The 26,837-nt window shown below is 47.6% G+C and carries 15 protein-coding genes; 12 read left to right on the forward strand and 3 right to left on the reverse strand.

Annotated elements, in window-relative coordinates; all coding sequences use genetic code 11:
• The first annotated feature begins 126 nt into the window (after positions 1-126).
• The 3 genes from F0P94_RS04625 to wecB all read left to right on the forward strand — a co-directional run bounded on the left by F0P94_RS04625 (position 127) and on the right by wecB (position 3,503).
• A complete protein-coding gene (locus F0P94_RS04625) occupies positions 127-1,176 on the forward strand; it encodes a polysaccharide deacetylase family protein (RefSeq protein WP_150902643.1) in 1,050 nt (349 codons plus the stop codon).
• 158 nt (positions 1,177-1,334) lie between these two features.
• On the forward strand, positions 1,335-2,096 hold the full coding sequence (locus F0P94_RS04630; protein ID WP_150902644.1) for a WecB/TagA/CpsF family glycosyltransferase: 762 nt from the start codon (positions 1,335-1,337) through the stop codon (positions 2,094-2,096).
• A gap of 288 nt (positions 2,097-2,384) precedes the next feature.
• Entirely contained in the window at positions 2,385-3,503 is a 1,119-nt protein-coding gene (wecB, locus tag F0P94_RS04635; RefSeq protein WP_150902645.1) for a non-hydrolyzing UDP-N-acetylglucosamine 2-epimerase, read from the forward strand.
• A gap of 110 nt (positions 3,504-3,613) precedes the next feature.
• Here wecB and F0P94_RS19585 read toward each other — a convergent pair whose 3' ends face one another.
• Positions 3,614-3,766 carry a hypothetical protein gene (locus F0P94_RS19585; protein ID WP_191906915.1) on the reverse strand — a complete coding sequence of 51 codons (153 nt, stop codon included), beginning with the start codon at positions 3,764-3,766 and terminating at the stop codon, positions 3,614-3,616.
• Positions 3,767-3,995: 229 nt separating this feature from the next.
• Between F0P94_RS19585 and F0P94_RS04640 the strand changes: the two genes are divergently transcribed.
• Both F0P94_RS04640 and F0P94_RS04645 read left to right on the forward strand, forming a co-directional pair.
• Positions 3,996-4,436, forward strand: a complete 441-nt coding sequence (locus F0P94_RS04640; RefSeq protein WP_191906916.1) for a glycosyltransferase family protein — start codon at positions 3,996-3,998, stop codon at positions 4,434-4,436.
• Positions 4,433-4,915 carry a glycosyltransferase gene (locus tag F0P94_RS04645; RefSeq protein WP_150902646.1) on the forward strand — a complete coding sequence of 161 codons (483 nt, stop codon included), beginning with the start codon at positions 4,433-4,435 and terminating at the stop codon, positions 4,913-4,915. Before F0P94_RS04640 ends, F0P94_RS04645 begins: the two co-directional genes overlap by 4 nt.
• A 198-nt stretch (positions 4,916-5,113) precedes the next feature.
• On the opposite strand, the gene F0P94_RS04650 is transcribed toward F0P94_RS04645, so the two are convergent.
• Positions 5,114-6,391: a polysaccharide lyase gene (locus F0P94_RS04650; RefSeq protein ID WP_191906917.1), complete on the reverse strand. Its 1,278-nt coding sequence runs from the start codon at positions 6,389-6,391 to the stop codon at positions 5,114-5,116.
• Positions 6,392-7,086: 695 nt separating this feature from the next.
• On the opposite strand from F0P94_RS04650, the gene F0P94_RS04655 reads away from it, so the two are divergent.
• From F0P94_RS04655 to F0P94_RS04685, 7 genes are all read left to right on the forward strand, one after another.
• Positions 7,087-9,021 carry a heparinase II/III domain-containing protein gene (locus F0P94_RS04655; RefSeq protein WP_150902648.1) on the forward strand — a complete coding sequence of 645 codons (1,935 nt, stop codon included), beginning with the start codon at positions 7,087-7,089 and terminating at the stop codon, positions 9,019-9,021.
• Between the two features lie 247 nt (positions 9,022-9,268).
• Entirely contained in the window at positions 9,269-10,687 is a 1,419-nt protein-coding gene (locus F0P94_RS04660) for a T9SS type A sorting domain-containing protein (protein WP_150902649.1), read from the forward strand.
• Positions 10,688-11,168: 481 nt separating this feature from the next.
• The gene (locus F0P94_RS04665; RefSeq protein WP_150902650.1) at positions 11,169-18,167 is read left to right on the forward strand and encodes a LamG-like jellyroll fold domain-containing protein; all 6,999 of its coding nucleotides are present in this window, start codon (positions 11,169-11,171) and stop codon (positions 18,165-18,167) included.
• A 282-nt stretch (positions 18,168-18,449) separates the two neighbouring features.
• The gene (locus F0P94_RS04670) at positions 18,450-19,886 is read left to right on the forward strand and encodes a T9SS type A sorting domain-containing protein (protein ID WP_150902651.1); all 1,437 of its coding nucleotides are present in this window, start codon (positions 18,450-18,452) and stop codon (positions 19,884-19,886) included.
• Positions 19,887-20,649: 763 nt separating this feature from the next.
• On the forward strand, positions 20,650-22,089 hold the full coding sequence (locus F0P94_RS04675; RefSeq protein ID WP_150902652.1) for a T9SS type A sorting domain-containing protein: 1,440 nt from the start codon (positions 20,650-20,652) through the stop codon (positions 22,087-22,089).
• Positions 22,090-22,432: 343 nt separating this feature from the next.
• Entirely contained in the window at positions 22,433-23,818 is a 1,386-nt protein-coding gene (locus tag F0P94_RS04680; RefSeq protein WP_150902653.1) for an undecaprenyl-phosphate glucose phosphotransferase, read from the forward strand.
• Between the two features lie 302 nt (positions 23,819-24,120).
• Positions 24,121-26,568 (forward strand): NDR1/HIN1-like protein, encoded by a 2,448-nt coding sequence (locus tag F0P94_RS04685; protein WP_150902654.1) that lies wholly within the window; start codon positions 24,121-24,123, stop codon positions 26,566-26,568.
• 5 nt (positions 26,569-26,573) lie between these two features.
• Here F0P94_RS04685 and F0P94_RS04690 read toward each other — a convergent pair whose 3' ends face one another.
• Positions 26,574-26,801 carry a hypothetical protein gene (locus F0P94_RS04690; protein WP_150902655.1) on the reverse strand — a complete coding sequence of 76 codons (228 nt, stop codon included), beginning with the start codon at positions 26,799-26,801 and terminating at the stop codon, positions 26,574-26,576.
• Positions 26,802-26,837: the final 36 nt, after the last annotated feature.

Consider the following 26,837-nt stretch of genomic DNA (forward strand, 5'->3'; position numbering starts at 1 on the left):
GCTTTTCCCTTTAAGCACTTCAATCATCGGCATCCGGTCAGCCCGCCTAGGTTCTCAGAAAATGGTAGGCTGTTGCATTCAAAAGCTGAAGCCAGAAATAGTTAATCTAACTAAAATTGATCCGATATGAACATTTACGTTACCTACGATTATGAGCTTTGCTTTGGCGGGCAGACCGGCACGATTGAAAAATGCATGCTGGAGCCCACCTATAAATTAATGCAGCTGGCAAAACTGCACCAGGCGCATTTTACTTTTTTCGTGGATGTGCTTTATTTAATGAAGCTGAAAGAATATTCCTTTATCGACACCCTCGCCGAAGAATTTCAGGCCATAAAAAAACAGCTGGAAGCCCTGATCGAACAAGGCCACGACGTACAGCTGCACCTGCACACGCACTGGATAAACGCCCGCTACGACGGCGAGTGGAACCTCGATCTGCCCAACTACCGCATCCATAAATTCACCACCGAAGAGATCAATAAGATCGTGGGCACTTCGGTTAAATTCCTGGAAGACATTACCAAACAGAAAGTATTCGCTTTCCGGGCCGGTGGCTGGTGCCTGCAACCCTTCGACAAGCTGAAAGAAGCTTTTGCCAACCATGGCGTCTGGCTCGATTCCACTGTTTTCTATAAAGGCTACAACCATACCCCAACCAACCTTTACGATTTCCGGAAATCTCCCGACCTGGACCTCTGGAAATTCGACGATGACCCGCTTAAAATAGAAGCCGACGGGGCTTTTACCGAATTACCCATTACTTCCTGTGCCGTTTCCCCACTTTTCTACTGGAAGACCGTATTCTTTAAAAAGCTTTTCCCGAAAAAACACGCTGTAATCGGCGACGGCACTTTCCTGAGAAGCAATAAAGCGCAAATGGTGCGGCTGCTGCTTACCCCATCGCACGCCGTGGTTTCCTGCGATGGTTACCGGTCTTCCTTACTGGAACCAACTTTTAAAGCGTTTTCCAATACCAGTAAGGCCAATTTTGTGGTAATAGGCCATCCGAAACTGATGAGCGCCTATTCCCTGGATAAGCTCGAAAGTTTCATTTTCAACACCACCAAACAAGGTCACCGCTTCACGAGCATTCACGAAGTATTTGGCGCTCCTAAAACTGAAGAAGCATTAACACAAGCCAACTCCCCAACCGAACTGTCGAACAACCCATAAAGCAACCGCTACTTTTCCGGTCAATCAACCACTGCCAGTAACCCACTAACCTTTCCCAAAAGCACACTCTCCCCACGGTGTTCCTTATTCAGATTTAAGGATCGAAACGCACCCTTCCTACTCCTAACCCTCCCCCTCACCTAAACTACCCGAGTAACATGACTTCAACAACTTTAAAAAAGAACCGCATCACTTTATCCGGCATTCCCATCGATCCGCTAACCATGCAGCAGACACTTAACCGCATCGACCGCTCCATTGAGCGAAGGGAAATGCTGCACCACGTGGTAGTAAATGCCGCCAAACTGGTAAATGCCCAGAAAGATCCGGAGCTGAAGGCTTCCATCGTAAACTGCGACATCATCAACGCTGATGGCCAGGCCATTGTCTGGGCCGCCAGGCTGCTGAACCAGCCTTTGCCCGAACGGGTAGCCGGCATCGACCTGATGGAAAATCTGGTAAAACTCGCTGCCGAAAAGAAATACAAGATATTCTTTTTGGGCGCGAAAGAAGAAGTAATCCAGCGCATGGTGGCCAAATATCGCGCCCTGTACGGCGATGAGATAATTGCCGGTGCCCGCAATGGTTACTTTAAAAAAGAAGAAGAACCCCAGGTAGCCCGGCAGATCGCCGAATCGAAAGCCGACATTCTCTTTGTAGCCATTACTTCCCCTAAGAAGGAAATCTTTCTCGATACCTACAAAGAGCTTATTAAAACCCCGTTCATTATGGGCGTGGGCGGCAGCTTCGATGTGGTTTCCGGGTTGGTGAAACGGGCGCCGCTCTGGATGCAGCACATGGGCCTGGAGTGGTTCTACCGCCTTGCCCAGGAGCCCGGCCGCATGTGGAAACGCTACCTCTACGGCAACTCCGAATTTATCTACCTGATCCTGAAAGAGAAATTAAAACAGCTGTTCTGAAAGTGAAATCGCTTTTGAAAATCACCAATTATGCACAGCTCTGATTATATATGCTGCTTTAAACGCAATTAAATTCCAACGATACCTGCACTTTCTGCGCGAAAATTCCTGAACCAGGTTTCAGGAGAAAACAAACTTAATGTTTAAGGCAAACGCCTGAACTCCAACCCTTCCGGAATGCTGAAGCCGAAAATTTGCAAAAAAAAAGCAAGACCTGCTTCGGCAAACCTGATGGTACTGATCTCAATTTCCCGCATTCTCAACTTCCGAATATTAACCCCGATAAACATGGACATAACTATTGTAGCAGGCGCCCGGCCTAATTTTATGAAGATCTCCCCGATCATAAAAGCAATCAAGAATGCCAATAAAGACAAGCTTAATATCCGCTACCGGCTGGTGCATACCGGCCAGCATTTCGACCAGAAAATGAGCGGCGATTTCTTTAAGCAACTGGGCATTCCGGATCCGGATGTGAACTTAGGGTGCGGCGGCGGAACCCAGGCCGAGCAAACCGCTGCTATTATGACCAAATTTGAAAAAGAACTGGTAGAAAACCGGCCCGATGTGGTATTGGTAGTAGGCGATGTAACGTCTACCATGGCCTGCACTATTACCGCCAAAAAACTGAGCATCGATGTGGCACACGTGGAAGCCGGCATCCGCTCCGGCGACTGGTCCATGCCGGAAGAAATTAACCGCGTGGTTACCGATTCCATCTGCAATCATTTTTTTACTACCAGTAACCAGGCCAGCCAGAACCTGCTTAAAAGCGCCGTTTCGGTAGATCGTATTCATTTCGTGGGTAACACCATGATCGATACGCTTTACCAGAACCTGAGCCGCCTGCAGAAGCCGCCCTTCTGGGACGAGTTTAAACTGGAAGAGAAAAAATATTTTCTGGCAACGCTGCACCGGCCTTCCAACGTGGATGATCCGGAAAAACTGAAAACGATATTAAATTCCATCAGAAACAGCATTTCCGGTTCTAAGGTAATTTTTCCGGTGCACCCGCGCACCCGCAAAGTGCTCGAGTCGATCAACTTTCACGACGACAACATTATCATGATCGATCCGCAAGGGTACCTGGAATTCATTTACCTGGTGAAAAACGCGAAAGGCATCATTACCGATTCCGGCGGCATTACCGAAGAAGCCACCGTGCTGGGTATTCCGTGTCTTACCCTCCGTAATTCAACCGAAAGGCCGGAAACTGTTACCCTGGGCACCAACGAACTGATCGGCGACGATTATGCCAAACTAAGTAATTTCCTGCAAAAGATTCTTCAGGATGAGTGGAAATCAGGCTCCATTCCGCCGCTGTGGGATGGAAACACCTCCAAGAGAATTGTAAGCATTTTATATAACATTTATGAAAGTAAGAAGGAAGCGCTTTTAGCCGCCTGATTACTTCTTTTAACCTAAGTTCGATTTAAGAATACGCTTAAAATTCAGCTTCGCTTACTTTCATAATTAACGTGATTATTTCGGCTGAGCGCCAGGTGCTTTCGGCTTCACTATATCCGGAAATTTGCCACATTGGTAAATCTCAGGTTGTTCAGTTTTCTGTTTGTTTTTCCGCTTACCAGGGCCATTTTCAACAGGATCAAACTGACCTGCAGGGTGGCCAGATCAGGGTTTTTGCGGCGGTTTATATACCGTTTCAGCAAGCAGACACCCTGGTTCGTTCTCCGCTTTAATTCGGTTAATTGGTGGCAGAAAACTCAGAACGAAAACCAGCCAATCCGGGCAGAAATAATCACTTTAAGCATTCCTGGGAGCGCGATTCATTACCGATCCGATTGGTAGTTAAATTGCCTGAACCGGGACTGCAGCCTGAAATTTTTTCAGGCTGCAGCAGCTTCTATAATGCGCTTTATTCAAACCAATTATAGAATTATGAAAGTACTTGCTATTGCCTCTATTGGCGGCCACTGGATCCAGTTGCTTCGCCTGAAACCTGCATTTAATAATGTAAATTTAGAATTTGTATCTACTAATGAATGCTGTGCCGCTATGGTGCCGGAGCATACGTTTTATGCCGTTCCGGATTCCAACCGGTCGAACAAAATAGACGTGCTGAAGTCTTTCTGGAACATCAGCAAACTCCTGGTAAAAACCCGGCCCGATGCCATTATTACCACCGGTGCGGCGCCAGGTTTAATGGGCATCATTGCCGGAAAAATGCTCGGAATAAAAACCATCTGGATCGACAGCATTGCCAATATTGATGAACTCTCGATGAGCGGAAAAATAGCCATGAAGTTTGCCGACCGCGTGTACACGCAATGGCCGCATCTGGCGAATACAAAAGTTTTATATAGCGGAAGTGTATTATGATATTCGTTACAATCGGTACCCAGGAACCCTTCGACCGGCTCATAAAAACCGTCGATGAATTTGCGCCCGAATTGAATGGCATGCCCATTGTGGCCCAGGTCTTCAATTCAACCTACAAAGCCAGAAACATGAAAACCTTCGACTTTCTTACCCCTAAGGAATTTGAAGATTACTTTCAGCAGGCCAGCTTAATTATTAGTCATGCCGGCATGGGCACCATTATTTCGGCCTTAACCATTGCCAAACCCATTGTAATTGTGCCGCGGCAGGTGAAATACCACGAGCACCGCAACGATCATCAGATGGCTACTGCCAAACGGTTCGAGGCATTGGGGTACGTAAATGTGGTTTATGAAGAGCAGCACCTGAAAGCCAAAGTACTGGAAATGCTGCAAACCAACGGCCAAGCCAAACATACCATCGGTAACGTAGCATCCAACAACCTGATCGACTCCATCCGCGCTTTTATTTCATCCTGAAGCTGCAAAAACGCTATAGATTGGGAGAAAAAAGTACAGGCCAAACCAGACAAAAACGCTAAGAAAAAGCTACAGAAAAGTATCGGTGCCAGGTTTAAACCTTTTCATCGGGCATAAAAAAAGCAGCTAAAACTTAGCTGCTTTTTCCGTGACCGGATAAATGCTTATCCGTATTTGCTTTTCAGGCTTTTATCAGAATTACTTTTTAACTGTGAAGTTAATGCTCAGGGTTGTACCTGCCGTTCCGGTTTTATTAGCGCCGGTATAGGCAGTGCCTTTCAGCGTGTATGAGCCGGATCTTGGCTCCCAGGTGTAATAATCACCTTTCTTATCGCCGTATAATGAATAAGGGTAAGACTCGTCGGATCTGGTTTTGCTGCTGGCGCCGCTCAGAGCAAAGTACACGCTACCCACCGTAGAAGGAGACGTATTGGCGCGGATGTTCACTTTTTTAGTTTTGATCGTGCCCAGGTTAATAACAGCACCGTTGGTAATGGTCATGATATCCTTGTTGGTTTCGGCATTTACCAGGGTGTAGCTTACTACGTTCTGACCAGCCGGAGCTGGAGTTGTAGGAGCCGGTTCAGTTGGAGTTGGGGTTGGAGTTGGTGTAGGTGTAGGTTCAGTTGGAGTCGGAGCTGGCTCAGTTGGCGCCGGAGCTGTTGTAGCAGAACCCATCATTTCGGCCAAGGTAGCATTAGCGTTACCTACGCGGATATCGTCGTAGTAAAGTATGCGCTTGCTTACATCCGAAGTACCGTATTTAAAGGCCGATTTATAAACCCCAACTTTCCATTTCGGCAGGTCGCCGCTGTACATGTTCCCGCCTTTGTGGGTAAGGATCTTGGTCCCGTTTCTCCAAACCTCAATTAAGCCGTCGGAACCGTTTGAGTGAATGAAGTGCAGTACGAACTGGGTCCACTGACCTTTAGCCACCGGGCCTAAGCTGATATATTTCCGGTTATCGGGAGAAAGGGAATTACCGGTGTGCAGGTGATACGTGTCGTCTTTGATACGCAGGGCTGTAGCCGGGCTGCTTCCCTGGAACCACTGGTTAATTACTTCGGGCTCTTTGTCTTTGGCATAATCGGTTGGCAGGTACTGGGAGAAGGAATACCAGGTATCTTTCTGGATATCGCCTTCGGACCCTTTTACAATGGTAACCTCCACGCGCTTGCCGGTGCTTTCCAGCGGGTCGGTTTCTCTTAGTTCGAAACGGGCGGCTTTTTTACCGGTAAATACTGGATTGGTTACATACGTTAAACCATAGCTCATGGAGCCGGCTTCTATGCCGTGCGCCGTAGAGAAAGGGCTGCTGCCTTCCATGGTTTCTTCGTAGATCAGGTTGGCGGATCTGGCGCTGCTGGCCGAGGATTCAGAGGCGTTCGAAACCTCGTCGAGTTCTTTGTTGTCGCAGGAAGTGGCTAACACCCCAAATAAGGCGAGTGCTAAAAATGGTTTTAATTTCGTGTTCATTGTGTGTGTGTTTAAAGTGAATGGATTAATTGAACCGTTAATTAATCTGGATTTTAGTTCCGGCATTCCATAGCATTTGAGCTGATGAGTTTAATTGTTGGCTGTGGAAGCGGCTTTGTAGCATCTAGCTAAATTTAGAGGTGCATCATAGGCAGGTTTAATTGCATTTATTGATAATTTTTAATTGTACTTTATTGTTATAAATTGAAATATCAAATTATTTCAATGATATATACATGAAGCAAAAAGTTAAAATCAGCCAAACATAGTATAAAATGCAAAAGGTTAATTTAAAGCATTTTATGCATGTTATTCTGATTTTACCCCTGAGGTCTTCTTATTTATTTTATATCACTTCATTTGATAAGTCACAATCCATAAACACTATGAATCTAGCAAAAAGTTTTGCATTTTTCAATGAATACGCGCTAAGATTAGAAGAAATTTCAATAAAAACACAACCTAAGTGAACTTCTCACCGTAGTCCCCTGATTTTTCTCCGCCAGAAAAGATTAATGCGATAGTCAAGTCAGAATCAAATAACACTATCATCTTAATAACCAGCCATTTAAAACCAAAACTTATACAGCCCGCTAAGTCTGGGTCGGATCCTTTCAAACACCAGTCCGGCAGTTTTTGCGTTTCCAGTTTCAGATCTTAAAACAGTATACTTACTCACTTAAAAAGTATGTACCATGGGTCCTTCATGCATCAGGTTCGCCGGTTTTATTTCTCTGCTCCTTTCCATTCTGAACCTGCCCCTTGCCAAAGCCCAGGCCATGGAAAAAGAAGCAGACATAAAAGCGCCGGAGAACATCCTGAAAACCCTCCGGCAGGAACACCCCCGCCTGCTGGCTACCGGTAAAGATTTCGCCGGCCTGAAAAGCCGCCTTCAAACCGATCCTATCCTGAAAGCCTGGCACCGCAAGCTTCAGAAAAAAGGCGACCAGTTATTAGATACAGCCCCCTGCCGTTACGACCTTTCGGAGAAAAACCATTTGCTGGACGTAAGCCGCGAAGTAGTGAAAAGGGTGTATATTTTAAGCATGCTTTACCAGCTACAGGGAAAGGAAATTTATAAAGACCGTGCCTGGCAGGAACTGGAAGCAGCCGCCAATTTCCCGGACTGGAACCCCGACCACTTTCTGGATGTAGGCGAAATGACCCATGCCTTTGCCATTGGCTACGACTGGCTCTACCCGGCGCTAACCGAACAGCAGCGCACAGTTTTGAGAACCGCCATTATCCGGAAAGGCTTAAATGAAGCGATGAAGGCTTATCAGGGAAAAGCCCTTTATAAACGCACATCCTGGATAAAAGCCGTTCACAACTGGAACCAGGTCTGCAACAGCGGAATCGGCATGGGCGCCCTTGCAATAGCCGATGAAGAACCCGCGTTGGCCAATGAGATTCTGGGGAAAGTAATAGCCGCTTTGCCCTATGCCATGGTGCAATTTGGCCCCGATGGCGCCTGGGACGAGGGCCCCGGTTACTGGGCCTATGCCACGCGCTACAACGTAATTTTTATTGCCGGTCTGGAAACTGCCTTAGGAAATGATTTTGGTCTGAGTAAAATTGAAGGGTTTTCCCGCACGGCCCTTTTTCCGTTGTACATGAACGGCCCGACAAATAAGGTTTTCAACTACGCCGACGGCACCGACGAAGTAGTGAATGGTTACCAGCTGTTCTGGCTGGCCAACCGGTTTCAGCTTCCGGCAGCAGCCGCTTTTCAGCTGGAATCTGTAAAATCGCCCCATCCCCTGGATTTGCTATGGTATAACGCTAACCTGAAAACCACACCCCAGGAACTTTCTTTAGCTGCCTATTTCCGTCATGCCGAAGTGGTAACCATGCGCAGCGCCTGGAATGACCCCAAGGCCTGGTTCGTGGGTTTTAAAGCCGGCAACAACAAGGCCAATCACAGCCATTTAGACTTAGGAAGTTTCGTACTGGATGCCTTTGGCAAGCGCTGGGCAGTGGATCTGGGGAAAGAAAATTATGCGCTTCCGGAGTATTTCGATTCCGGTAAAAAAACCGGCAACAAAAACGCCACCCGCTGGACCTATTACCGCACCCGCGCCGAAGGCCATAATACGTTAGTTCTAAACCCAAATCAGGAGCCGGACCAAGACCCTTTTGCCAGTACCCGCATCGAAAAATTTCAGGCTAAGGAAAACACAGCCCTGGCTATAGCCGACCTGACGCCGGCCTATGCGGCAAATGCCAGTAGCGTTCGGCGGGGCATTGCGTTATTAGAGGGTCAGGGAGTGCTGGTGCAGGACGAAATAAAAACCCAGAAACCGGCTACCCTTTATTGGTTTATGCATACCCCGGCCAACGTAACAGTGCAGTTAGATGGCCGTAGTGCTTTGCTTACTATGGACAATGAGCAGCTGGAAGTTGTAATTCTTTCGCCGGCAAAAGCCAGGTTCAACGTAATGCCCGCCACTCCTTTACCTGGTACTCCCCGGCCCGAAGGCATAAATAAAAACGAAAAGATCAGAAAGCTATCCATACAATTAGACCAGGTACAGGAAGCACAGATAGCAGTAATTTTCCGGCCAGCCGGTCAAAAAGATTCTCCGGTTGCAGGTTTCTATAAAGCACTCGATAAATGGAAACTAAACTAAACTAAACTAAACTAAACTAAATAATTATTTCCGCATTGTCCGCTCCGTTTCTTATCTGCCCAAATAGTATTCTTTCAGGATGGACTCCTCTGTTAACTTACACCATGCTTCCACCAAATTCTGAAGGCAAAACACAACTTCCTGGTAAATTCAACATATACATTATAAACTTTCCAATATTAATAGAAAAATTCCACGGAGTTCTTCCTGAAGTTTACAGCCTCTACCTCATTAAAATTCCGATACTATGAAGAAACGTCTACTACTTTTTTTCCTCTTTACAATACTGTTTTTCGGCCGGTCGTATGCGCAGTTTGCCTACTTCAAAGAATTAAAGCCTTTGCAGGTAACTACCAACACCAAAGATAAACCCCAGTCGAAGGTGTGGAACTATGCCGGCAAATACTGGACGGTTCTAACCGATTCCTCCGGCACTTTTGTCTGGCGGCTCGATGACCTTACCTGGAAAAGATCGCTGCAGATTTCTACCAGCACCTATGGCAAAGCAGACTGTAAAGTTGTTGGCAACGTTACCCACGTACTCATCTTCAAGAAAACTTCCACCTACCTTATATCCGTGGAATACGATGAGGAGCTGCAGGACTACAAACTCTGGTCGGTAAGAACCGCCAGGGCACCGATCGCGTTGGATTCAGGCGCCGAAACGGCAACCATCGACATTGATACGCGGGGCCGTATGTGGCTGGCCTCGGACGATACCACCAATGTCCTGTCATGTAATATAAATGTGCGCTGGAGCGATTATCCTTATGCCAGCTGGAGCGCCTCGATAACGCTTGCTTCCGGCGTAACCCACGACGATCTGGGAGCCCTAATTGCCATGCCAACCGCCGGGAAAGTAGCCGTTCTCTGGTCCGATCAAAACAGCAAGCGTTTCGGTTTCAGAACGCATAACGACGAAGACGACCCGGAACACTGGTCAGAGGATGAGGTACCGGCTTCGGAGTCAGCTTTTGATATAGGAGGCGGCATGGCCGACGACCACATGAACATGGCCGTAAGCAGCGACGGTACCTTGTACTGCGCCGTAAAAACCAGCTACGACGACCCGGAATATCCACGGCTGGCCCTTTTAATAAGGCGGCCAAACGGCCACTGGGACCCGGTGTATGATGTAACGCGTTCGGGAACCCGGCCTATTGTGCTGTTAAATGAGGATATAGGCACCATAAAAATTGTGTACACCACCGTAGAAAATGGAGGAAATATCATTTACCGGGAATCCCCGATGGCCGATATCAAATTCAGTGCGCCTTATACCCTGCTGGTCGGAAAGTACAACTATGCCACCAGCATGAAACAGAATTTCAGCTCCAATGTGGTGATCCTGGCTTCCGATAGTATTCATGTGGTAGGCGTGCTGGCTACCGATAAAAAAGATAAATCGATGGAGTTGTATGCGTATCCCAATCCTTTCAGGGAAAAAACCAGCGTAAACTTCAGCCTGACAGAAACCCAGGAATACGCTCTGGAATTATATGATTTTAAAGGTTCGAAAGTTGCGGTGCTGCAACAAGGAATCGCCAGGGCGCACGAACCCTATTTATACGACCTGCCGGGTACCCTCTTAGCCGATGGACTCTACATCGTGAGGCTTAGAACATCGAAACAAAGTAAGATCCTGAGGCTGATCCAAACCCGGTAGTCGTAAACCATCTGGTTTCAGGCCACCAATAATTAGCATGCATTAACAATTCAACCCAAACCGTATTTGTATGAGCTAAAAAACTGCCTTGCATACTACCCCCTGCTTTCCTGATTACCCAACTCCCGCCTCTCATCTGCCCATAGACTACTTCCGCCAGGGATGTCTATGGGCTTTTTGTTTTTGAGGCATCAGTTATAAGCGCCAGTTCCTTTATCTTGAATCATAAACCCGAAGCCTACCAGCCTACTTCTCCGAACTTCCCACTCCTTTACCAGACAAAACACATCCTCAATAAAAAAATTATACTTTTTACAATTTAAATATAAACAATTAAATTATTATGCAACTTTAGCCTTGTTAAAACATATAAATAATATAAGTGTTTTGGCCAACACTCCTCTTTAGCGATACAAAACATCCCCTGTATCACTGCCTCATCAAATGCTCTTTAAAATTGATCTGATCTTGAAGTACCTTTATGAAAAAAATCACAATTTTGTTTCTTATTGCAGCTCTCCTCCATTTCCGGAGTGTTGCCCAGTTTAGTTCTGTCACAAGTTTAAATCCCGTATCGGTTAAGGCTCATACCGGCGAAAAACCACAGTCCAAAGTATGGGTTCAAGATGGGAAACAATGGGCAGTTATGGTTACTGGCGGCGGCACCTATGTTCACCGCTTAGACAGCACTTCCTGGACCAGGGTGCTTAAGCTCTCCTCCTCGGAATACGGGCATGCCGATTGCAAATCGGTTGGCAACGTAACCCATATCCTCCTGTTTAAAGGCAAATCCTGCGACCTGTTCTCGGTTGAATATGTCCCTTCCACAAAAACCTACAAACCCTGGTCTGTACGAAGTTCGAAAGTTGATCTGGAACTGGACGATGGTGTGGAAACCGCAACCATTGACATGGACACGCATGGCCGGTTGTGGCTGGCTTCGGATGGAACTACTGATATAAACGTTCGCTGGAGCGATTCGCCATACAATGTCTGGAGCCCACCGATAACCATTGGCAGCGGCACTTCCGAGGATGATATATGCTCGGTAATTGCTATGCCTACCGCTGGAAAAGTAGGCGTACTCTGGTCGAACCAGATCTCTAAACGCTTTGGCTTCAGGACCCATACCGACGGAGCATTACCCACATCCTGGTCGGCAGATGAAGTACCGGCCTCCCAGTCAGCCCTCGATGTAGGCAACGGGTTCTCCGACGACCACCTGAACCTGAAGATTTCGAGCAATGGTACACTTTATTGCGCCGTAAAAACCAGCTACGACAAACCGGGCTACCCACGTCTGTCCTTATTGGTTCGTCGTCCTTCCGGTACCTGGGATAATTTATACAAGGTCTCTGAAAGTGGTACCAGAAGCATTGCTCTGCTCAATGAGCTTGCCGACAAAATAACGATCGTGTACACCGAAGTGGAAGATGGCGGCGATATTCTTTACCGCGAATCCAAGATGTCGAACATATCCTTTGGTTCGGTCAGAACCTTAATTTCCGGAAAATACAACAATCCTTCCAGCACCAAACAAACCTATAATTACGATGTCGCGGTTCTTGCTTCTAATAGTGATGATGTAGTCGGATTTCTTGGGGTAAACCTTCCGCCTCCATCACAACCGGTCTTAGCATCCCCGGCAAATAGCGCAACAAATATAGACACCCAGCTCACATTAACATGGAACACTTCAGCACATGCAAGTTCATATCAGGTTCAGGTTTCAACGAGCTCAAGTTTTTCATCCACAGTATTCAATCAGGTTGATATTCCGACCAACTCAGTGCAGGTTCGGGGCCTTGTTAATAATACAACCTATTACTGGCGGGTCAAAGCATCGGGGTCGGGTGGATCGAGCTCCTGGTCACCTATCTGGAGCTTCAACATAAAACCGCAAGCACCAACTTTAGCATCTCCCCAAAACAATACCTTAAGAATAGACCTTCCTTCGGTTTTAACATGGAATGCTTTGCCAAATGTAACTTCGTATCAGTTATTAGTAGCCTCGAGACCTGATTTTGTAGTTACCTGGCTCAATAAGACTGCTCTTACTTCCACATCCTTTTCTGTCACAGGGTTAACAAACAATACCATTTACTATTGGAAAGTCAGGGCTGTAAGCTCTAAAGGCACAAGCGATTGGTCAACAGCCTGGCAATTCAAAACCATTTTAGCTACTCCTGCACAAAGTTACCCTACCGACGCAGCTCCCGGTTTGCCAATTTCTTTTACCATCAAATGGGGTTCTTCCGCTGGTGCTTCATCTTATCAATTACAAATATCCAGCACCCAGGATTTCTCTTCCTTATTTATGGACCGGAACGGCTTGACCACTACTTCTTCCAATATCAGCGGCCTTGCCAATCACACCACATATTACTGGCGGGTTAGAGCTGCTAATTCGGAAGGAAACAGCAATTGGTCCCCGGCCTGGAGCTTTACCACCATTCCGGCTACACCCGCAACTCCGGTTTTAAGCGCGCCTGTCAACCAAAGCACCGGCAATCCGCTTCCACCTACCTTAACCTGGAACCCGGCCACCAATGCCCAGAACTACATCGTACAGGTGTCTGCAAACGCCGACTTTACTTCGCCGGTTTTCAACCAGAGCAATATTACCGGCACTTCCGTACCAATACCAAACCTGGCGCATAGTACTAACTATTACTGGAGAGTAATGGCCAATAATTATGGCGTTACCAGCAACTGGTCGAATGTATGGCAATTTAAAACATCATTACCTAATCCAACCCTCCTGGCTCCGGCCAACAATGCCACCAGCACCCCTGTTTCTCTTCCGTTAACCTGGAACGCTATTTCGGACGCCGGTTCTTACCAGGTTCAGGTTTCTACCGCGGCAGATTTTTCAAGTCTTCTCCTGGATCAGAATAACCTGAAGACCAATTCCGTAAATGTTTCCGGCCTTGCTAACCATACTACGTATTTCTGGCGAGTACGAGCTGCTAATTCGGAAGGAAACAGCAATTGGTCCCCGGCCTGGAGCTTTACCACCATTCCGGCTACACCCGCAACTCCGGTTTTAAGCGCGCCTGTCAACCAAAGCACCGGCAATCCGCTTCCACCTACCTTAACCTGGAACCCGGCCACCAATGCCCAGAACTACATCGTACAGGTGTCTGCAAACGCCGACTTTACTTCGCCGGTTTTCAACCAGAGCAATATTACCGGCACTTCCGTACCAATACCAAACCTGGCGCATAGTACTAACTATTACTGGAGAGTAATGGCCAATAATTATGGCGTTACCAGCAACTGGTCGAATGTATGGCAATTTAAAACAACGCTACCTACGCCAACCCTGACTACTCCGGCCAACAATGTTACTGACCAGCCTGCTTCCATTTTATTCAGCTGGAATGCAGCGGCGGGAGCAGGTTCTTACCAGCTTCAGATTTCGACCGTTCAGGATTTTGGAACGTTATTCCTGGATCAGGATAATCTTTCGGCCACCTCTTCTCAGGTTACCACGCTTAATTACAGAACCACTTATTTCTGGAGAGTCAGAGCCCGGAATACTGAAGGAAACAGTAACTGGTCTGCCGTACGGACCTTTACCACCATGCCGCCGATTTTAGCCGGCCACTGGAAATTTGATGAAAGCTCCGGCACGGTGGTTAGCGATGCGTCGGAATATCTGAATCACGGAAGCATGGTCGGAACACCTACCAAATCGACGGGAATTACCGGGCTGGCAATCAACCTGAACGGTACCGACCAATACGTAACCGTTCCCAATAATGCATCTTTGAATATTACCAAGCAGATCACGCTTTCCGCCTGGATAAAACCAAGCCGAACCGGGGTTTCGCAGGTTATTATGAAAAAGGCAATTACCGACAAAAATAATGGCTACGAACTTGCCCTTACCAGCAGCGGGCTCATCTTTGTACGATTTAACCAGGATTCGAATGGCGACACGTACCGGCTCAATTCCACGGCTGTGCACCCTTCCGATGGCAATACCTGGATGCACGTGGCGGCTACCTACAACGGCTCCGTACTGAAGCTCTACATAAACGGTACCGAACACAAGACAAAAACCTTCAGCTCGCCGCCAACCATTAAAACCAATACGCTGCCTTTAGCAATCGGGGCTCAAAGCAACGGTTCTAACCCGTTTCAGGGAGCTATTGATGATGCCCGGGTTTACAATATAGCCCTGAGCCCGGCCGAAATAAATGCTTTGGCTACCATTCCGCCATCCAAACCCACCCTGGTGTCGCCTGCCGATCTTGCCTCCGGCATGCCGGTACCTGTTACCTTAAGCTGGAATACCGCTGCCGGCGCACCTACGTATCAGGTGCAGGTTTCTACGGCAGCAGATTTCTCGGCTAACATTTTCGACCAGAGCGGCATAGCGGCCACTTCTGTTCAGGTAAATGCGGTGGCAAATAATACCCGGTATTACTGGCGGGTGAAAGCCACCAACGTAACCGGTAGCAGCAGCTGGTCTTCCGTGAGAAGCTTCTTTACCAACCTGGACGCCCCGGTGCTGAACTCGCCGGCAGATGCTTCTAACGGGGTTGCCATTTCGCCTACCTTAAAATGGAATGCCGCTTCGGCCGCCAGCGCATATCAGGTTCAGGTTTCTACTGCCGCCAATTTTGCCACAATTGTTTTTGACCAAAGCAATATCGGTGCGACTTCGGTACAAGTACCTGCTTTAGCCAACAATGTAACGTACTACTGGCGGGTGAAAGCGGCTAATGCGGGCAATAGCAGCGCCTGGTCCAATGCCTGGACGTTTACTACCATCCCGGTAGTTCCGCCCAAACCAGTACTGGCGTCGCCGGCAGATCTGACCACCAGCCTTGGCTTACCGCCTACTTTAACCTGGAATCCCGCTACCGATGCAACTTCTTATCAGATCCAGGTGGCAGGGTCTTCGGATTTCATTTTCAAAACCTACGATCAGAGCGGGATTACGGCAACTTCAGCTCAGATTCCGGGCCTGGACAACAACAAGCAATACTTCTGGCGGGTGAAAGCCTTTAACCTGGCCGGCTCCAGCAGCTGGTCTACAGCCTGGAAGTTCACCACAAGTCTGGAAACGCCGGTATTGGCAACTCCGGCCAATGAAGCAACGGCCGTACCCGTAGACCCAACTTTAAGCTGGACCAAATCTAATGATGCAACTGCTTATCAGCTTCAGATCGCCAGTACGGCCGACTTTAGCTCGCCGGTAGTGGATCAAAGTAACATCACGGCTCCTTCGGTACAAGTAAACGGTTTAGCAAATAACGTAAAATACTACTGGCGGGTGAAAGCCTTAACGAGCAGCAACAGCAGTAACTGGTCTGGCACCTGGACCTTTACCACCATACCGCTTGTTCCGTCTAAGCCCGTCCTGGTTTCTCCGGTTGATCTGTCTGCCAGCGCTTCGGTACCACCAACCCTCGTTTGGAATGCGTCCTCCGATGCAGCGGCTTACCAGGTACAGGTTGCCACCACCCCTGATTTTACCACCAAAGTTTTTGAACAAACCGGCCTGACTGCAACTTCGGTACAGGCAAGCGGCCTGGCAAACAATACGCAATACTTCTGGCGGGTGAAAGCCAGCAATGTTGCGGGCAGCAGCAACTGGTCGGCGGTATGGAGTTTTACCACGGTACCGCCTAACCTGGTAGGGTATTGGAAAATGGATGAGGCCACCGGAACATTATTAACGGATGGCTCCGGATTCAGCAATAATGCCACCACCAGCGGAGGTCCTACACGGGTAACCGGCGTAGCCGGACTGGCGCTAAACCTGAACGGTACGAACCAATACGCTACGGCGCCCAACAGCAGCTCCCTGACCTTAACTTCCGGCATTACTCTGGCCGCCTGGATCCGCCCAAGCAAAACGGGAGTAAGTCAGGTTATTCTGAAAAAAGCCATTACAGATCAGAGCAACGGTTATGAGCTTTGCCTGGCCAGCGACGGCAAGATCTTCTTCCGGATTAACCAGGATTCCAACGGCGACACCTACCGGTTGAATTCTTCAGTAACCCACCCGACCAACGGAGCGACCTGGATGCACATTGCAGTAACCTACGACGGAACCACGGCAAAAATGTACATCAACGGTGTGGAACATAAAACCAAAACCTTCAGCACGGCCATTAAAACCAGCTCGGCCGCTCTGGGAATTGGGGCACAAAACACTGGCTCTAACCGGTTCCAGGGAGCGATTGATGAAGCCCGCATTTATAAAGTTGCCCTGAGTGCAGGTGAAATAAGTGCTCTCGCCGCGATCCAACCGTCACAGCCGAACCTGGTTTCGCCGGTAAACCTGGCAAGCAACGTAGCGGTTCCGCCAACCCTGAGCTGGGATGCCGCTGCCGGTGCGCCCACATACCAGGCCCAGGTTTCTACCACCGCTGATTTTACAAGCTTAAAATTCGACCAGAGCAACTTAACCAAAACCTCGGTACAGGTATCAGGCCTCGCAAATACTACCCAATACTACTGGCGGGTAAGAGCAATCAACGCTTCAGGAACCAGCAGCTGGTCTACGGTGTGGAGCTTTACAACCGGTGCCTCAATTCCGACTTTGGCAGGCAACTGGAGAATGGAAGAAACCTCCGGAACCACGTTAACGGATGCCTCGAGCTTTGGCAACAATGGCGTTACTACCGGCAGCCCGGGCAGAGTAACCGGAGTTTCGGGTCTCGCCCTGAGCCTGAACGGCAGCAGCCAATATGCTACGGTTCCGAACAGCAGTTCGCTTAACCCTACAACGGCCATTACCCTGGCTGCCTGGATCAGGCCAAGTAAAACGGGTACGAGCCAGGTTGTGCTGAAAAAAGGAATTACGAGCGAATCGGATGGGTATGAACTCTCTCTTTCCAGCGATGCCAAGATCTTTTTCCGGATAAACCAGGATTCCAATGGTGATACCTACCGGCTGAACTCTTCGACTACCCACCCTACCAGCGGAACAACCTGGATGCATATTGCTGCCACGTATGACGGTACCACAGCCAGACTCTACATTAACGGGGTGGAACATAAAACCAAAACGTATAGCACTACCATTAAATCCAGTACGGCCGCGTTAGGCATCGGTGCACAAAGCAATGGTTCCAACCGTTTCCAGGGCGCGCTCGATGAGGCTAAGGTTTACAATGTAGCGCTATCGCCGGAAGAGATCAGGGCACTAGCTACGGCAACCATACCGAGTGCCACGGCCCGCCAGCAAGCTGTGGTGCAGGATGAATTCCGGGCTTACCCTAACCCTTACCACACTACGGCTACGATCAGGTTTACCCTGCCGGAAACTACCGAATACACCCTGAGCATGTACGATTTTAACGGCAAGCAAATAGCGGTACTGAAGCAGGGAGTAGCGAAAGCGGGTGAAACCATAAACGTAGAAACGAACGGCCGGCATTTAAAACGGGGTCTGTATCTGGTAAAACTTCAAACCCACAAAAAGGTAAGGACTTTGAGTATGATGCTGGAGAAATAATAACGTGTTGCTAAAAGATATCCTCAACCTGTTCAGCCTGTAACCTCTGCTGTAAAACCCCTGAAAGCATCTTGTTTTCAGGGGTTTTTCTTTAAAGCCAGTAAGCGTTTGAAGAACGGCACCTTATCGTCATGAACCTCCGGAAAAAATCCAATTATTATTTATTTTATGCAACTTTTTACCTCAAAAAACATATAATTAATATAAAATTGCATTCTATCAACAATTCAATTCTTTTATTCTCACCGTTAATTTACTTTTTATGCTAAAACTTATACCGTTATGAAAAAACTACTGTTCTTTTTTGCTTTTGCAACGCTGGTTGCCTTCCGGGTGAACGCTCAGTTTGGTTCTCTTACCAACCTGCACCCTATAAACATTACTACCGATACCAAGGATAAGCCCCAGTCTAAAGTATGGAGCCATGGCGGTTCCCAGTGGACAGCGCTGGCTACAGACACGGGCGCCTACTTATGGCGGTTAGATGGCACAACCTGGACCAATGTGCTGAAATTATCTTCTACTGATTACGGCCGGGCCGATTGCAAGGTAGTGGGCAACGTAACCCATATCTTTCTTTTCCGTGGAGAAGCTTCGCACCTGGTTTCGGTGGAATATGTGCCAGCCACCAACACGTATAAACGGTGGTCGGTTAGAAAAAATAAAGTACCTGTAATGCTCGACATGGGGGCTGAAACAGCCACCATAGACATTGACGGGACAGGTCGCATGTGGCTGGTTTCAGACTCTCCGAGTAAGATAAAAGTACGCTGGAGCGATGCCCCGTATACCACCTGGAACGGCCCGATAATCTTAGCATCCGGGGTTAATCAGGACGATTTAGGGGCCGTGGTAGCCATGCCGGCCACCAACCAGATCGGGGTTTTCTGGTCGGACCAGACCACCAGGCGCTTCGGCTTTAAAACCCATAACGATGCCGATCCACCAACCGTCTGGTCGGCTGATGAAGTACCTGCCTCACAATCAGCTTTACAGATTGGCGGCGGCATGGTAGATGACCATTTAAACCTGACAGTTGCCAGCGACGGCACGATCTACGCGGCTGTAAAAACCAGTTACAACGACCCGTTGCAGCCGCAACTTGGCCTGCTGGTACGCCGGCCTTCAGGCGCTTGGGACAACCTGTACGAAGTTACCCGAATGGATGGCACCCGGCCAATTGTTTTGCTGAATGAAACTGCGGGAAAAATCAAAGTCGTTTATCCGGCGGCAGAGTTGGGTGGTGATATTCTTTACCGGGAATCTCCGGTTAACAACATTGCCTTTGGTCCGGCCCATACGCTAATGGCGGGGATGTACAACTACGCTTCAAGCAGCAAACAGCCTTATAATTCGGAGGTGGTGATTATAGCATCCGGCACTAACCAGGCTGTAAGTGTACTGGCCAATGAGCAGGGCGTTCTGGGAACGAGCACCAATATTCCGGATTCAGGTAATAGTACAGTTTTGCAGGCCCACCCGAACCCGTTCAACTCCCAGGCTACTATCAACTTTACCGTTCCTAAAAATGAGGCCTATACGCTGACCCTGCACGATCTGAAAGGCTCCCAGGCTACCGTCTTAGCGCAAGGCAAGGCCCTTACCAGCGAAAAAACCGAATACCGGATAAATGGTACCGGCTTGGCGAATGGAATTTACCTGGTTAAGCTACAAACCGGCAATGCCGTAAAAGTACTGAGGCTTATTCTTCAGAAATAATGCAACCGGACTCCTTGGAAGCATGCTATCGTATTGTCCATGGTATTTCAGCCAGGCCTTTCCCAAACGGTAGGCTGGAGAGCTAAAAACCACGCTGGTAAAATCTTTTTCGAAGTTTGACCCTTTGGTTTCCAATTATTAATCTCCGATAAGCAAGTACAAGCAGGTGGTTTGCTCACGATTTTCAGGATTGATGCAATGGACAGGATTTTGTTTCCCAGAAGAATTACTCCGGTTTAGAGCGCTTTATGAGATATATCCAGAGTTCGGCAAAGAAGGTAAATGAAACTTTCCGATACTTTCCCAAACCAGTCATGCAGAACAATTCTGGCTTTCTTTTAAACCTATTCCAGAACAAGAATAAATTCTTTCGTCAGGAAATCACAACTATCTTTTAATCCAAAAACCATGGTTTAGGCAAACCTGTACAACAATTCTCAATTGGGTAAAAATCACAGGTCAATAATCGCATTTGCAACCAAGGCCAAACCAGGATAGAATCCAACATCACCCTGTAATTACCTGCAAAATCTCCATTTAATATAATTTAAGTGGGGATTTTGCTTTTATTCAGATTCCTTCCAGCGTGAATTTTGACAACTAGGAGAAATAAAATATTTTATTGTATTATCTTAGAATAATGCAACTTTATTAATTCCAATCCATATACATTAATACCAACATTACAAAACTCACGCTTCTCTTCCGCTACTATCTACAATTTCCGAGGCTGACATCAGGTATTTTACGAAGAGTTACCATTATGAAAAAGCTTACCATTTTATTAGCCGTAGTAGCGCTAATTTCCTTCCGGGCGGTTGCTCAATATTCGTCTCTTACAGTAATTAACTCGGTAAACGTTTCCACCGATACCAAAGACAAGCCTCAGTCTAAGATCTGGCAACGCGACAACAGCTACTGGACCGTACTCACCCAGGACGACGGCACTTTCTTATGGAAACTGGATGGAACCAACTGGGTAAATGTTTTAAAATTATCAACCAGCGGGTATGGCCGGGCCGATTGTAAAGTAGTTGGAAATGTAACTCATATCCTGCTTTACCGCGGAGAATCTTCCCACCTGGTTTCGGTGGAATACGTAAAAGCTGCCGGAACCTACAAACTCTGGTCCGAACGGCCAACCAGGGTATCGGTAATGCTTGATCCGGGGGTAGAAACCGCTACCATTGAGCTGGACGAAAACGGCCGCATGTGGCTGGCATCGGATGCCACAAATAAGGTGAACGTCCGGTGGAGCGATGCTCCTTTTACCAACTGGAGCGCGCCAGTAACTTTAGCAACCGGATTAAACAACGATGACCTTTGTGCGATAGTAGCCTTACCGAAACAGGGAAAGATCGGCGTAATTTGGTCGAACCAGAACGGTAGGAAATTCGGGTTTAAAACCCACAAGACCGGCACTAACCCGGCAAATTGGTCGGCAGATGAAGAACCGGCTATTAAATCTGCCAAGAACAGCGGACGGGGCATTGCCGACGATCACATAAACCTGGCGGTAGCTAACGATGGAACCCTGTATTGTGCCATTAAAACGGGCTACGAAAGTTCCAGCCTGCCCCGGATTGCCCTGCTTATACGTCGGCCTTCCGGTTCCTGGGACGACCTGTACGAAGTAACCCGGAACGAAGGCACCCGCCCCATTATCATTATAAACGAGGAAAATAAGAAGTTAAAAATAATATATACAGCCTCGGAATCCGGAGGAAGTATTTACTACAAAGAAACCACCCTGGACCGGATCTATTTCAGCCCCCGGTTTACCCTATTAGAAGGAAAATACAACTTTGCTTCCAGTACGAAAGATAATTACCGGACCACCACCGTAATTATGGCTTCCCGGAAAACGGAACCTGGCAGCGTAACCACCACCGAAGCCTGGAGCGTACTGGCTACCGATCCGCCATATAATCCGGATCCGATCCGGGAAGAGCTGGTGGCCTATCCCAATCCATTTATCGAGAAATCGACCTTGCGTTTCTTTCTGCCGGAGAGCGGCCCCTATTCCATAACCTTACAGGATATTGATGGAGTGCACCTGATGGATCTTTGCAAGGGTAAGCTGGCGGCAGACCAGGAAAAAACGATAGAGATAGACGGTTCAAAACTCCGGTGCGGGGTGTATGTGGCTAAAATGCAAACCAACCACGGCGTTAAAGTAGCCAGGCTTATTCTTGCCCGGTAAACGCTACAGGAAGATCTGCCTCAGGAAAAACAGCCAATAGCAAGCTTGATATTATTATATCCTTTATTTGGTTATTGCCTTTAAACGCGCCCTCCTATTGCAAGAATCCTACACCCCTAAATTTTACCTTTTCACTACTTTTAAGCCGATCCAAACATCCTTCTTTAACTATTTCAGTAAACAGTAATATAATTTTAACAATAATAAAAATTACTTTAATTATATTATCCATTTAATAAACTCCACTTTACCATCATTTAAACCAGCCCACCGTTGCCTCTGGCCCAAACCACCACAGCTCTCCTCACCTGAATTAACTATCACCATTTAAAACTGAACTGAAATGACACATAAGTACTCTTCCTTGTTCAAATGGGTTAATGTTGTAACCGATTACCTGCTCCTGAACGTTACTTTTTACGCGGTAACTGAGCAGTCCATCATCTGGATGAATGTGTATGACTACAAACTGATTATGCTGGTACTGAACCTGGCCTGGTTCTTCTGCTCCGATATCTTTGAAATATACAACAACATCCTTACCCGCGACGCGGTATCGACGATGATTTCCAACACCGCCACTTTGGCTTTGTTTGCGATCCTGGGGCTTACGTTCTACTTTATTCAGCCGGAGTTGTTTGTTTCTACCGGTTATATTGTAAATCTTTTCTTCCTGTTCGCGGCCTTCCTGCTAACCTGGAAAGTGGCTTTTCTTTTCCTGAGAAGGTCGAAACGCAAGTTCTGGATCAGCCGCCACAAAGTTGCCATTGTGGGCGCCACCCCGGCCGGCATCGATCTGTATAATTTTATAGCGGCCAACCCGCAACTGGGCTACGATGCCGAAGGGATTTTCGACGATAACCCGGCCCCGGAAACCGCCGGCACTTACAAATATCTGGGAAAAGTAGAGAACTGCATTTCGTACGCCAGCACCAATAATATTCAGGAGGTCTATTGCGCATTGCGCAATAAAAAAGGCAGCAAGATCGGAAACCTGAGGAAGTTAGCCGATAAACACCTGATCCGGTTCCGTTTAGTGCCTTACGTAAAAGGCCCCTTCGATAAGGAAGACCTGGTTGAATTTAACGCCAACAAACCCCTGATGATATCGCGGCAGGAACCGCTGGAAGACAAAATAAACGAACTGAAGAAGCGCGTTTTCGATATTGTTTTCTCTTCCGTAGTTATCGTTTTCCTCTTAAGCTGGCTCATTCCGCTGATCGCGATCATTATTAAGCTCGATTCCAAGGGCCCGGTATTCTTCAAACAGCTTCGCTCCGGCAAAAACAACAAACCCTTTTACTGCTACAAATTCCGGAGCATGGCCCCAAACGCCGATTCGGACCGGGTACAGGCCAGCAAAGACGACATGCGCATTACCCGGGTGGGAAGAATACTCAGAAAAACCAGCCTCGATGAGTTACCGCAATTCTTTAATGTACTGATGGGCGATATGTCGGTGGTAGGTCCGCGCCCGCACATGCTCAAACATACCGAAGATTATTCGGAACTGATCAACAATTTTATGGTGCGCCACTTCATTACGCCGGGCATTACGGGCTGGGCCCAGGTAAACGGTTACCGCGGCGAAACCAAAGAAACCGAATCGATGCTGAAACGCGTGCAGGCCGATATCTGGTACCTGGAACACTGGACCTTATTCCTAGACCTGAAAATCGTGTTCCTTACTATCTGGCGCGTGATGCAGAACGATGAAAAGGCGTACTAATACATTGGTATCTGGATATTAGTATCTGGACTAAATAATTGAACGGATTTAGATTGAATAATATATCGTTTCCTCCCTGTCATTCTGCAAGAAACTTGTGCGTTTAGGGCACCCAAATCACAAGTTTCTTCCTGAATGACAATTGGTATAGTTTAATGTAAATTTGTACACCTTCTTACTAATATTCAAATACCAGTAACCTTTTACTTATTACCAAAGGAATAATTTGGAAAACAGCCTTTTTAAATCAAATACGTTAGAATAGGAAAGGAAATTTTCAAAAATTATTCCCTGAAGATATTGTGAGAAAGGGTAAGGTGAGCAAGGCAGGTATTATTATTCCGGGCATATTATTATTGTTCGGGCTTGCAGCTTTCTATACTTACCGCAACTGGCAGCAATTTACACCCAAAGTGGAAGAAGTAAGGTCGCTGCATATTGCATTCGAGAAAGATACAGCCCTCGTCATTGCCGGTATTCAGGTACAGAACCGTGCTCCCTTCCCGTTTACCATCGACAGCATCAAATATCAGATCAGTACCAGGGGCGTTACCTTATGCTGGGGCAGCCAGCTGATGCAGGAACGTTTGCCGGCGCTGGAGGACAAAGAACTGGATTTCAGGTTATTTCTGGACTTAAGCCGCTATCAGAAACAAATAAGCCTGCAAAAAGATCAGGACAGCCTGCACCTGGACGTACAAATGCAGGTTTTCTTCGATCCGCCCCTTTTTAACCAGCAGGTAATTACCCTTGACCGGACCCTTGCATTGGCCAAACCCAAAGGTCCGGCCCTTAAGATCGATTCCCTGATCGTAAAAAACTTCAGCCCGGATTCGGGTTATACTTTTCAGCTTAATCTGAATACCGATCTCAGCGACCTTCCTGCATTACAAATAGAAAACCTGGAATATGAGGTCCGCCTTTCCGACAGTTTATTGCTGGGGGGCAAGCTTGATTCAACTTTCCTGATAAAAGAAGGGGCGAAAACCATAGAAGTACCTGTTCACCTGGAAACTTCGGAAATGATAACCCTGCTGTTTTTAAAACTGGGAAAGCAAAACATCTGGCCTTACGAAGCAACTGCCTCGGCTACGGTAAAAGCAAATCATCCTTTATTTACGAACACGGAGGTCAGCCTGGAAAAGAACGGCCTGATCGATACCCGGAAAATAAAGAGCAAAACCGGAGCCATGCCGCACGTAATTCAGGTACAAAGCCTGCAGCTTGTTTCCAAACCCCGGAACACTTATTTGCAGGCGGAACTTCTGGTACAAAACCCTACTCCTTTACCCCTTTACCTGGACAGCGCCCGTTATTTTGTGCGCCACCTGGGCAAAACCGTGGCCCAGGGCGGCCTGGATTACAACCAGGAATTTCCGGCGGAAAGCAACAAACCCTTGAAAGTAAAACTGGCCGTAAACAATGCGCAATACAACCGGATCATGGCCCAAGCCCGTGGAAAAACGGAAATTCCGATAGAGGCCGAAGTCGTTTTACATTACAACCTGAAAGGCAGTAAACCCCAGCAAATCTCCATAAAAGAAAAGCTGGCTTACCCGGTTACGGAAGCACCGGGTTTTAAAGTGATAGATGTGGGCATTAAGCAGTTTAGCAGAGAACAGGGCGCTCAGTTGTTTGTGAAAATGGCGGTTCAAAACCACAGCCAGAACCATCTTCAGCTGGACGATCTGCAGTACCGGTTACTGGTAGATAAAAATATTGAAGTTACCGGCCGGACCCAAAACCAGATTCTTATAGATACCGGTACCACGGAACTGGAAATCCCGGTCGATCTTTCTGCTGCCGGGGTAAATCATATAACCAAAGGCCTGATCCAGGGCAAGGAAGACTGGGATTACACCCTCGACGGCCTGGCTTCCGTTTCCACCCAAAACAAAATGGTGCAGCATACGGAAATTAACCTGCAAACCGGCGGCGTGTTCAGCATCAATTCCAAAGGCTCTCCCGATTACATGCCCGAAATAAGCAAAATAGATACGGTGCATTACACCGTTCATACCGATACTGCGTGGGTAAACATGTACGCGGCCATTTACAATACCCTGCCCGTACCCGTAAATTTAACCAAAATGCAGGTAGATGTTATTCACCAGCAAGACACCATTGCCCTTTCGGAAGAGAAACTCAGATTAGTACTTACCCCCAACGCCAACTCCTTTGCCTGGCACACCCTGGGTATAAATTACGATACCTGGGGCGAGCATGTGCAACATCACCAGAGCGAAGACAGCATGTTGCTCAAAATACCAGTGAGGCTGTATTTTGAGCTGGCAGATCTAGGACCACAACAGGCCGCCTTAAACCTGGACACCCGGATTCCGACGCCGGTTACGCCGGCTACCGAGTTGGGCAAAATAAAGTTCCGGGGCTTCAGCTTCAGGCATGGCATAAAACTCGATGCGCTGGTAACGGTCCACAATGCCAATTCCGCAGGGCTGACGATAAGCAATATCGATTACCGGGTCCTGCTGGAAAACGGAGTGGATATGTGCGGCAAAATAAACCGTACTTACCGGTTTCCGATCGGTAAAAGCGAGGTGCAGTTTCCGGTAAGTTTAAGCGTTTGGGAAGCAGCGAAAATGTTGAAAAGGCAATTCTTTGGCCCGCCGGTTACCGATTATAAAATCAATGCCACCGCCACCGTTAGCACCGGTAATCCGAAAATGAAGCACGTTTACGTAGTATATGAAAATCAGTATGAAGCCAGGCGGAAAAAGTCAGCTCCATAGCCGTTTCAGAATTTTATAAATAAGGGAATTTTGGTTATCCTGCGGATATGAAGCAACTCGGTTTCGGAAGCTATCTGCAGAAAAATATCAGAACCTTCCCGGCTGTAGTTAAAACCGCCACCCATCAGGGCTTCTAACGCTTCTTCCCTTTCCAGAAAAACGGCATGCGAAAAATCTTTTGACATCTGGTTGTGAAACAAAATACTGACCGCGTTCTTAGTTGGCGTATGCATAGCGATTATCCAGGCTGCAATTCTTAAGTCTTAACT

The sequence above is a fragment of the Adhaeribacter soli genome, from assembly GCF_008727925.1.
In the GTDB taxonomy this organism is placed as follows: Bacteria; Bacteroidota; Bacteroidia; order Cytophagales; family Hymenobacteraceae; genus Adhaeribacter_A; species Adhaeribacter_A soli.

Excerpts from the sequence above, each read along its gene's own strand:
- F0P94_RS04640 (WP_191906916.1), top strand. The coding sequence starts at position 3,996 with ATGAAAGTACTTGCTATTGCCTCTATTGGCGGCCACTGGATCCAGTTG.
- F0P94_RS04670 (WP_150902651.1), top strand. The coding sequence starts at position 18,450 with ATGAAAAAACTACTGTTCTTTTTTGCTTTTGCAACGCTGGTTGCCTTC.
- F0P94_RS04625 (WP_150902643.1), top strand. The coding sequence starts at position 127 with ATGAACATTTACGTTACCTACGATTATGAGCTTTGCTTTGGCGGGCAG.
- F0P94_RS04645 (WP_150902646.1), top strand. The coding sequence starts at position 4,433 with ATGATATTCGTTACAATCGGTACCCAGGAACCCTTCGACCGGCTCATA.
- F0P94_RS04665 (WP_150902650.1), top strand. The coding sequence starts at position 11,169 with ATGAAAAAAATCACAATTTTGTTTCTTATTGCAGCTCTCCTCCATTTC.
- F0P94_RS04630 (WP_150902644.1), top strand. The coding sequence starts at position 1,335 with ATGACTTCAACAACTTTAAAAAAGAACCGCATCACTTTATCCGGCATT.
- wecB (WP_150902645.1), top strand. The coding sequence starts at position 2,385 with ATGGACATAACTATTGTAGCAGGCGCCCGGCCTAATTTTATGAAGATC.
- F0P94_RS04675 (WP_150902652.1), top strand. The coding sequence starts at position 20,650 with ATGAAAAAGCTTACCATTTTATTAGCCGTAGTAGCGCTAATTTCCTTC.
- F0P94_RS04690 (WP_150902655.1), bottom strand. The coding sequence starts at position 26,801 with ATGCATACGCCAACTAAGAACGCGGTCAGTATTTTGTTTCACAACCAG.
- F0P94_RS04650 (WP_191906917.1), bottom strand. The coding sequence starts at position 6,391 with ATGAACACGAAATTAAAACCATTTTTAGCACTCGCCTTATTTGGGGTG.
- F0P94_RS04660 (WP_150902649.1), top strand. The coding sequence starts at position 9,269 with ATGAAGAAACGTCTACTACTTTTTTTCCTCTTTACAATACTGTTTTTC.
- F0P94_RS04680 (WP_150902653.1), top strand. The coding sequence starts at position 22,433 with ATGACACATAAGTACTCTTCCTTGTTCAAATGGGTTAATGTTGTAACC.
- F0P94_RS04655 (WP_150902648.1), top strand. The coding sequence starts at position 7,087 with ATGGGTCCTTCATGCATCAGGTTCGCCGGTTTTATTTCTCTGCTCCTT.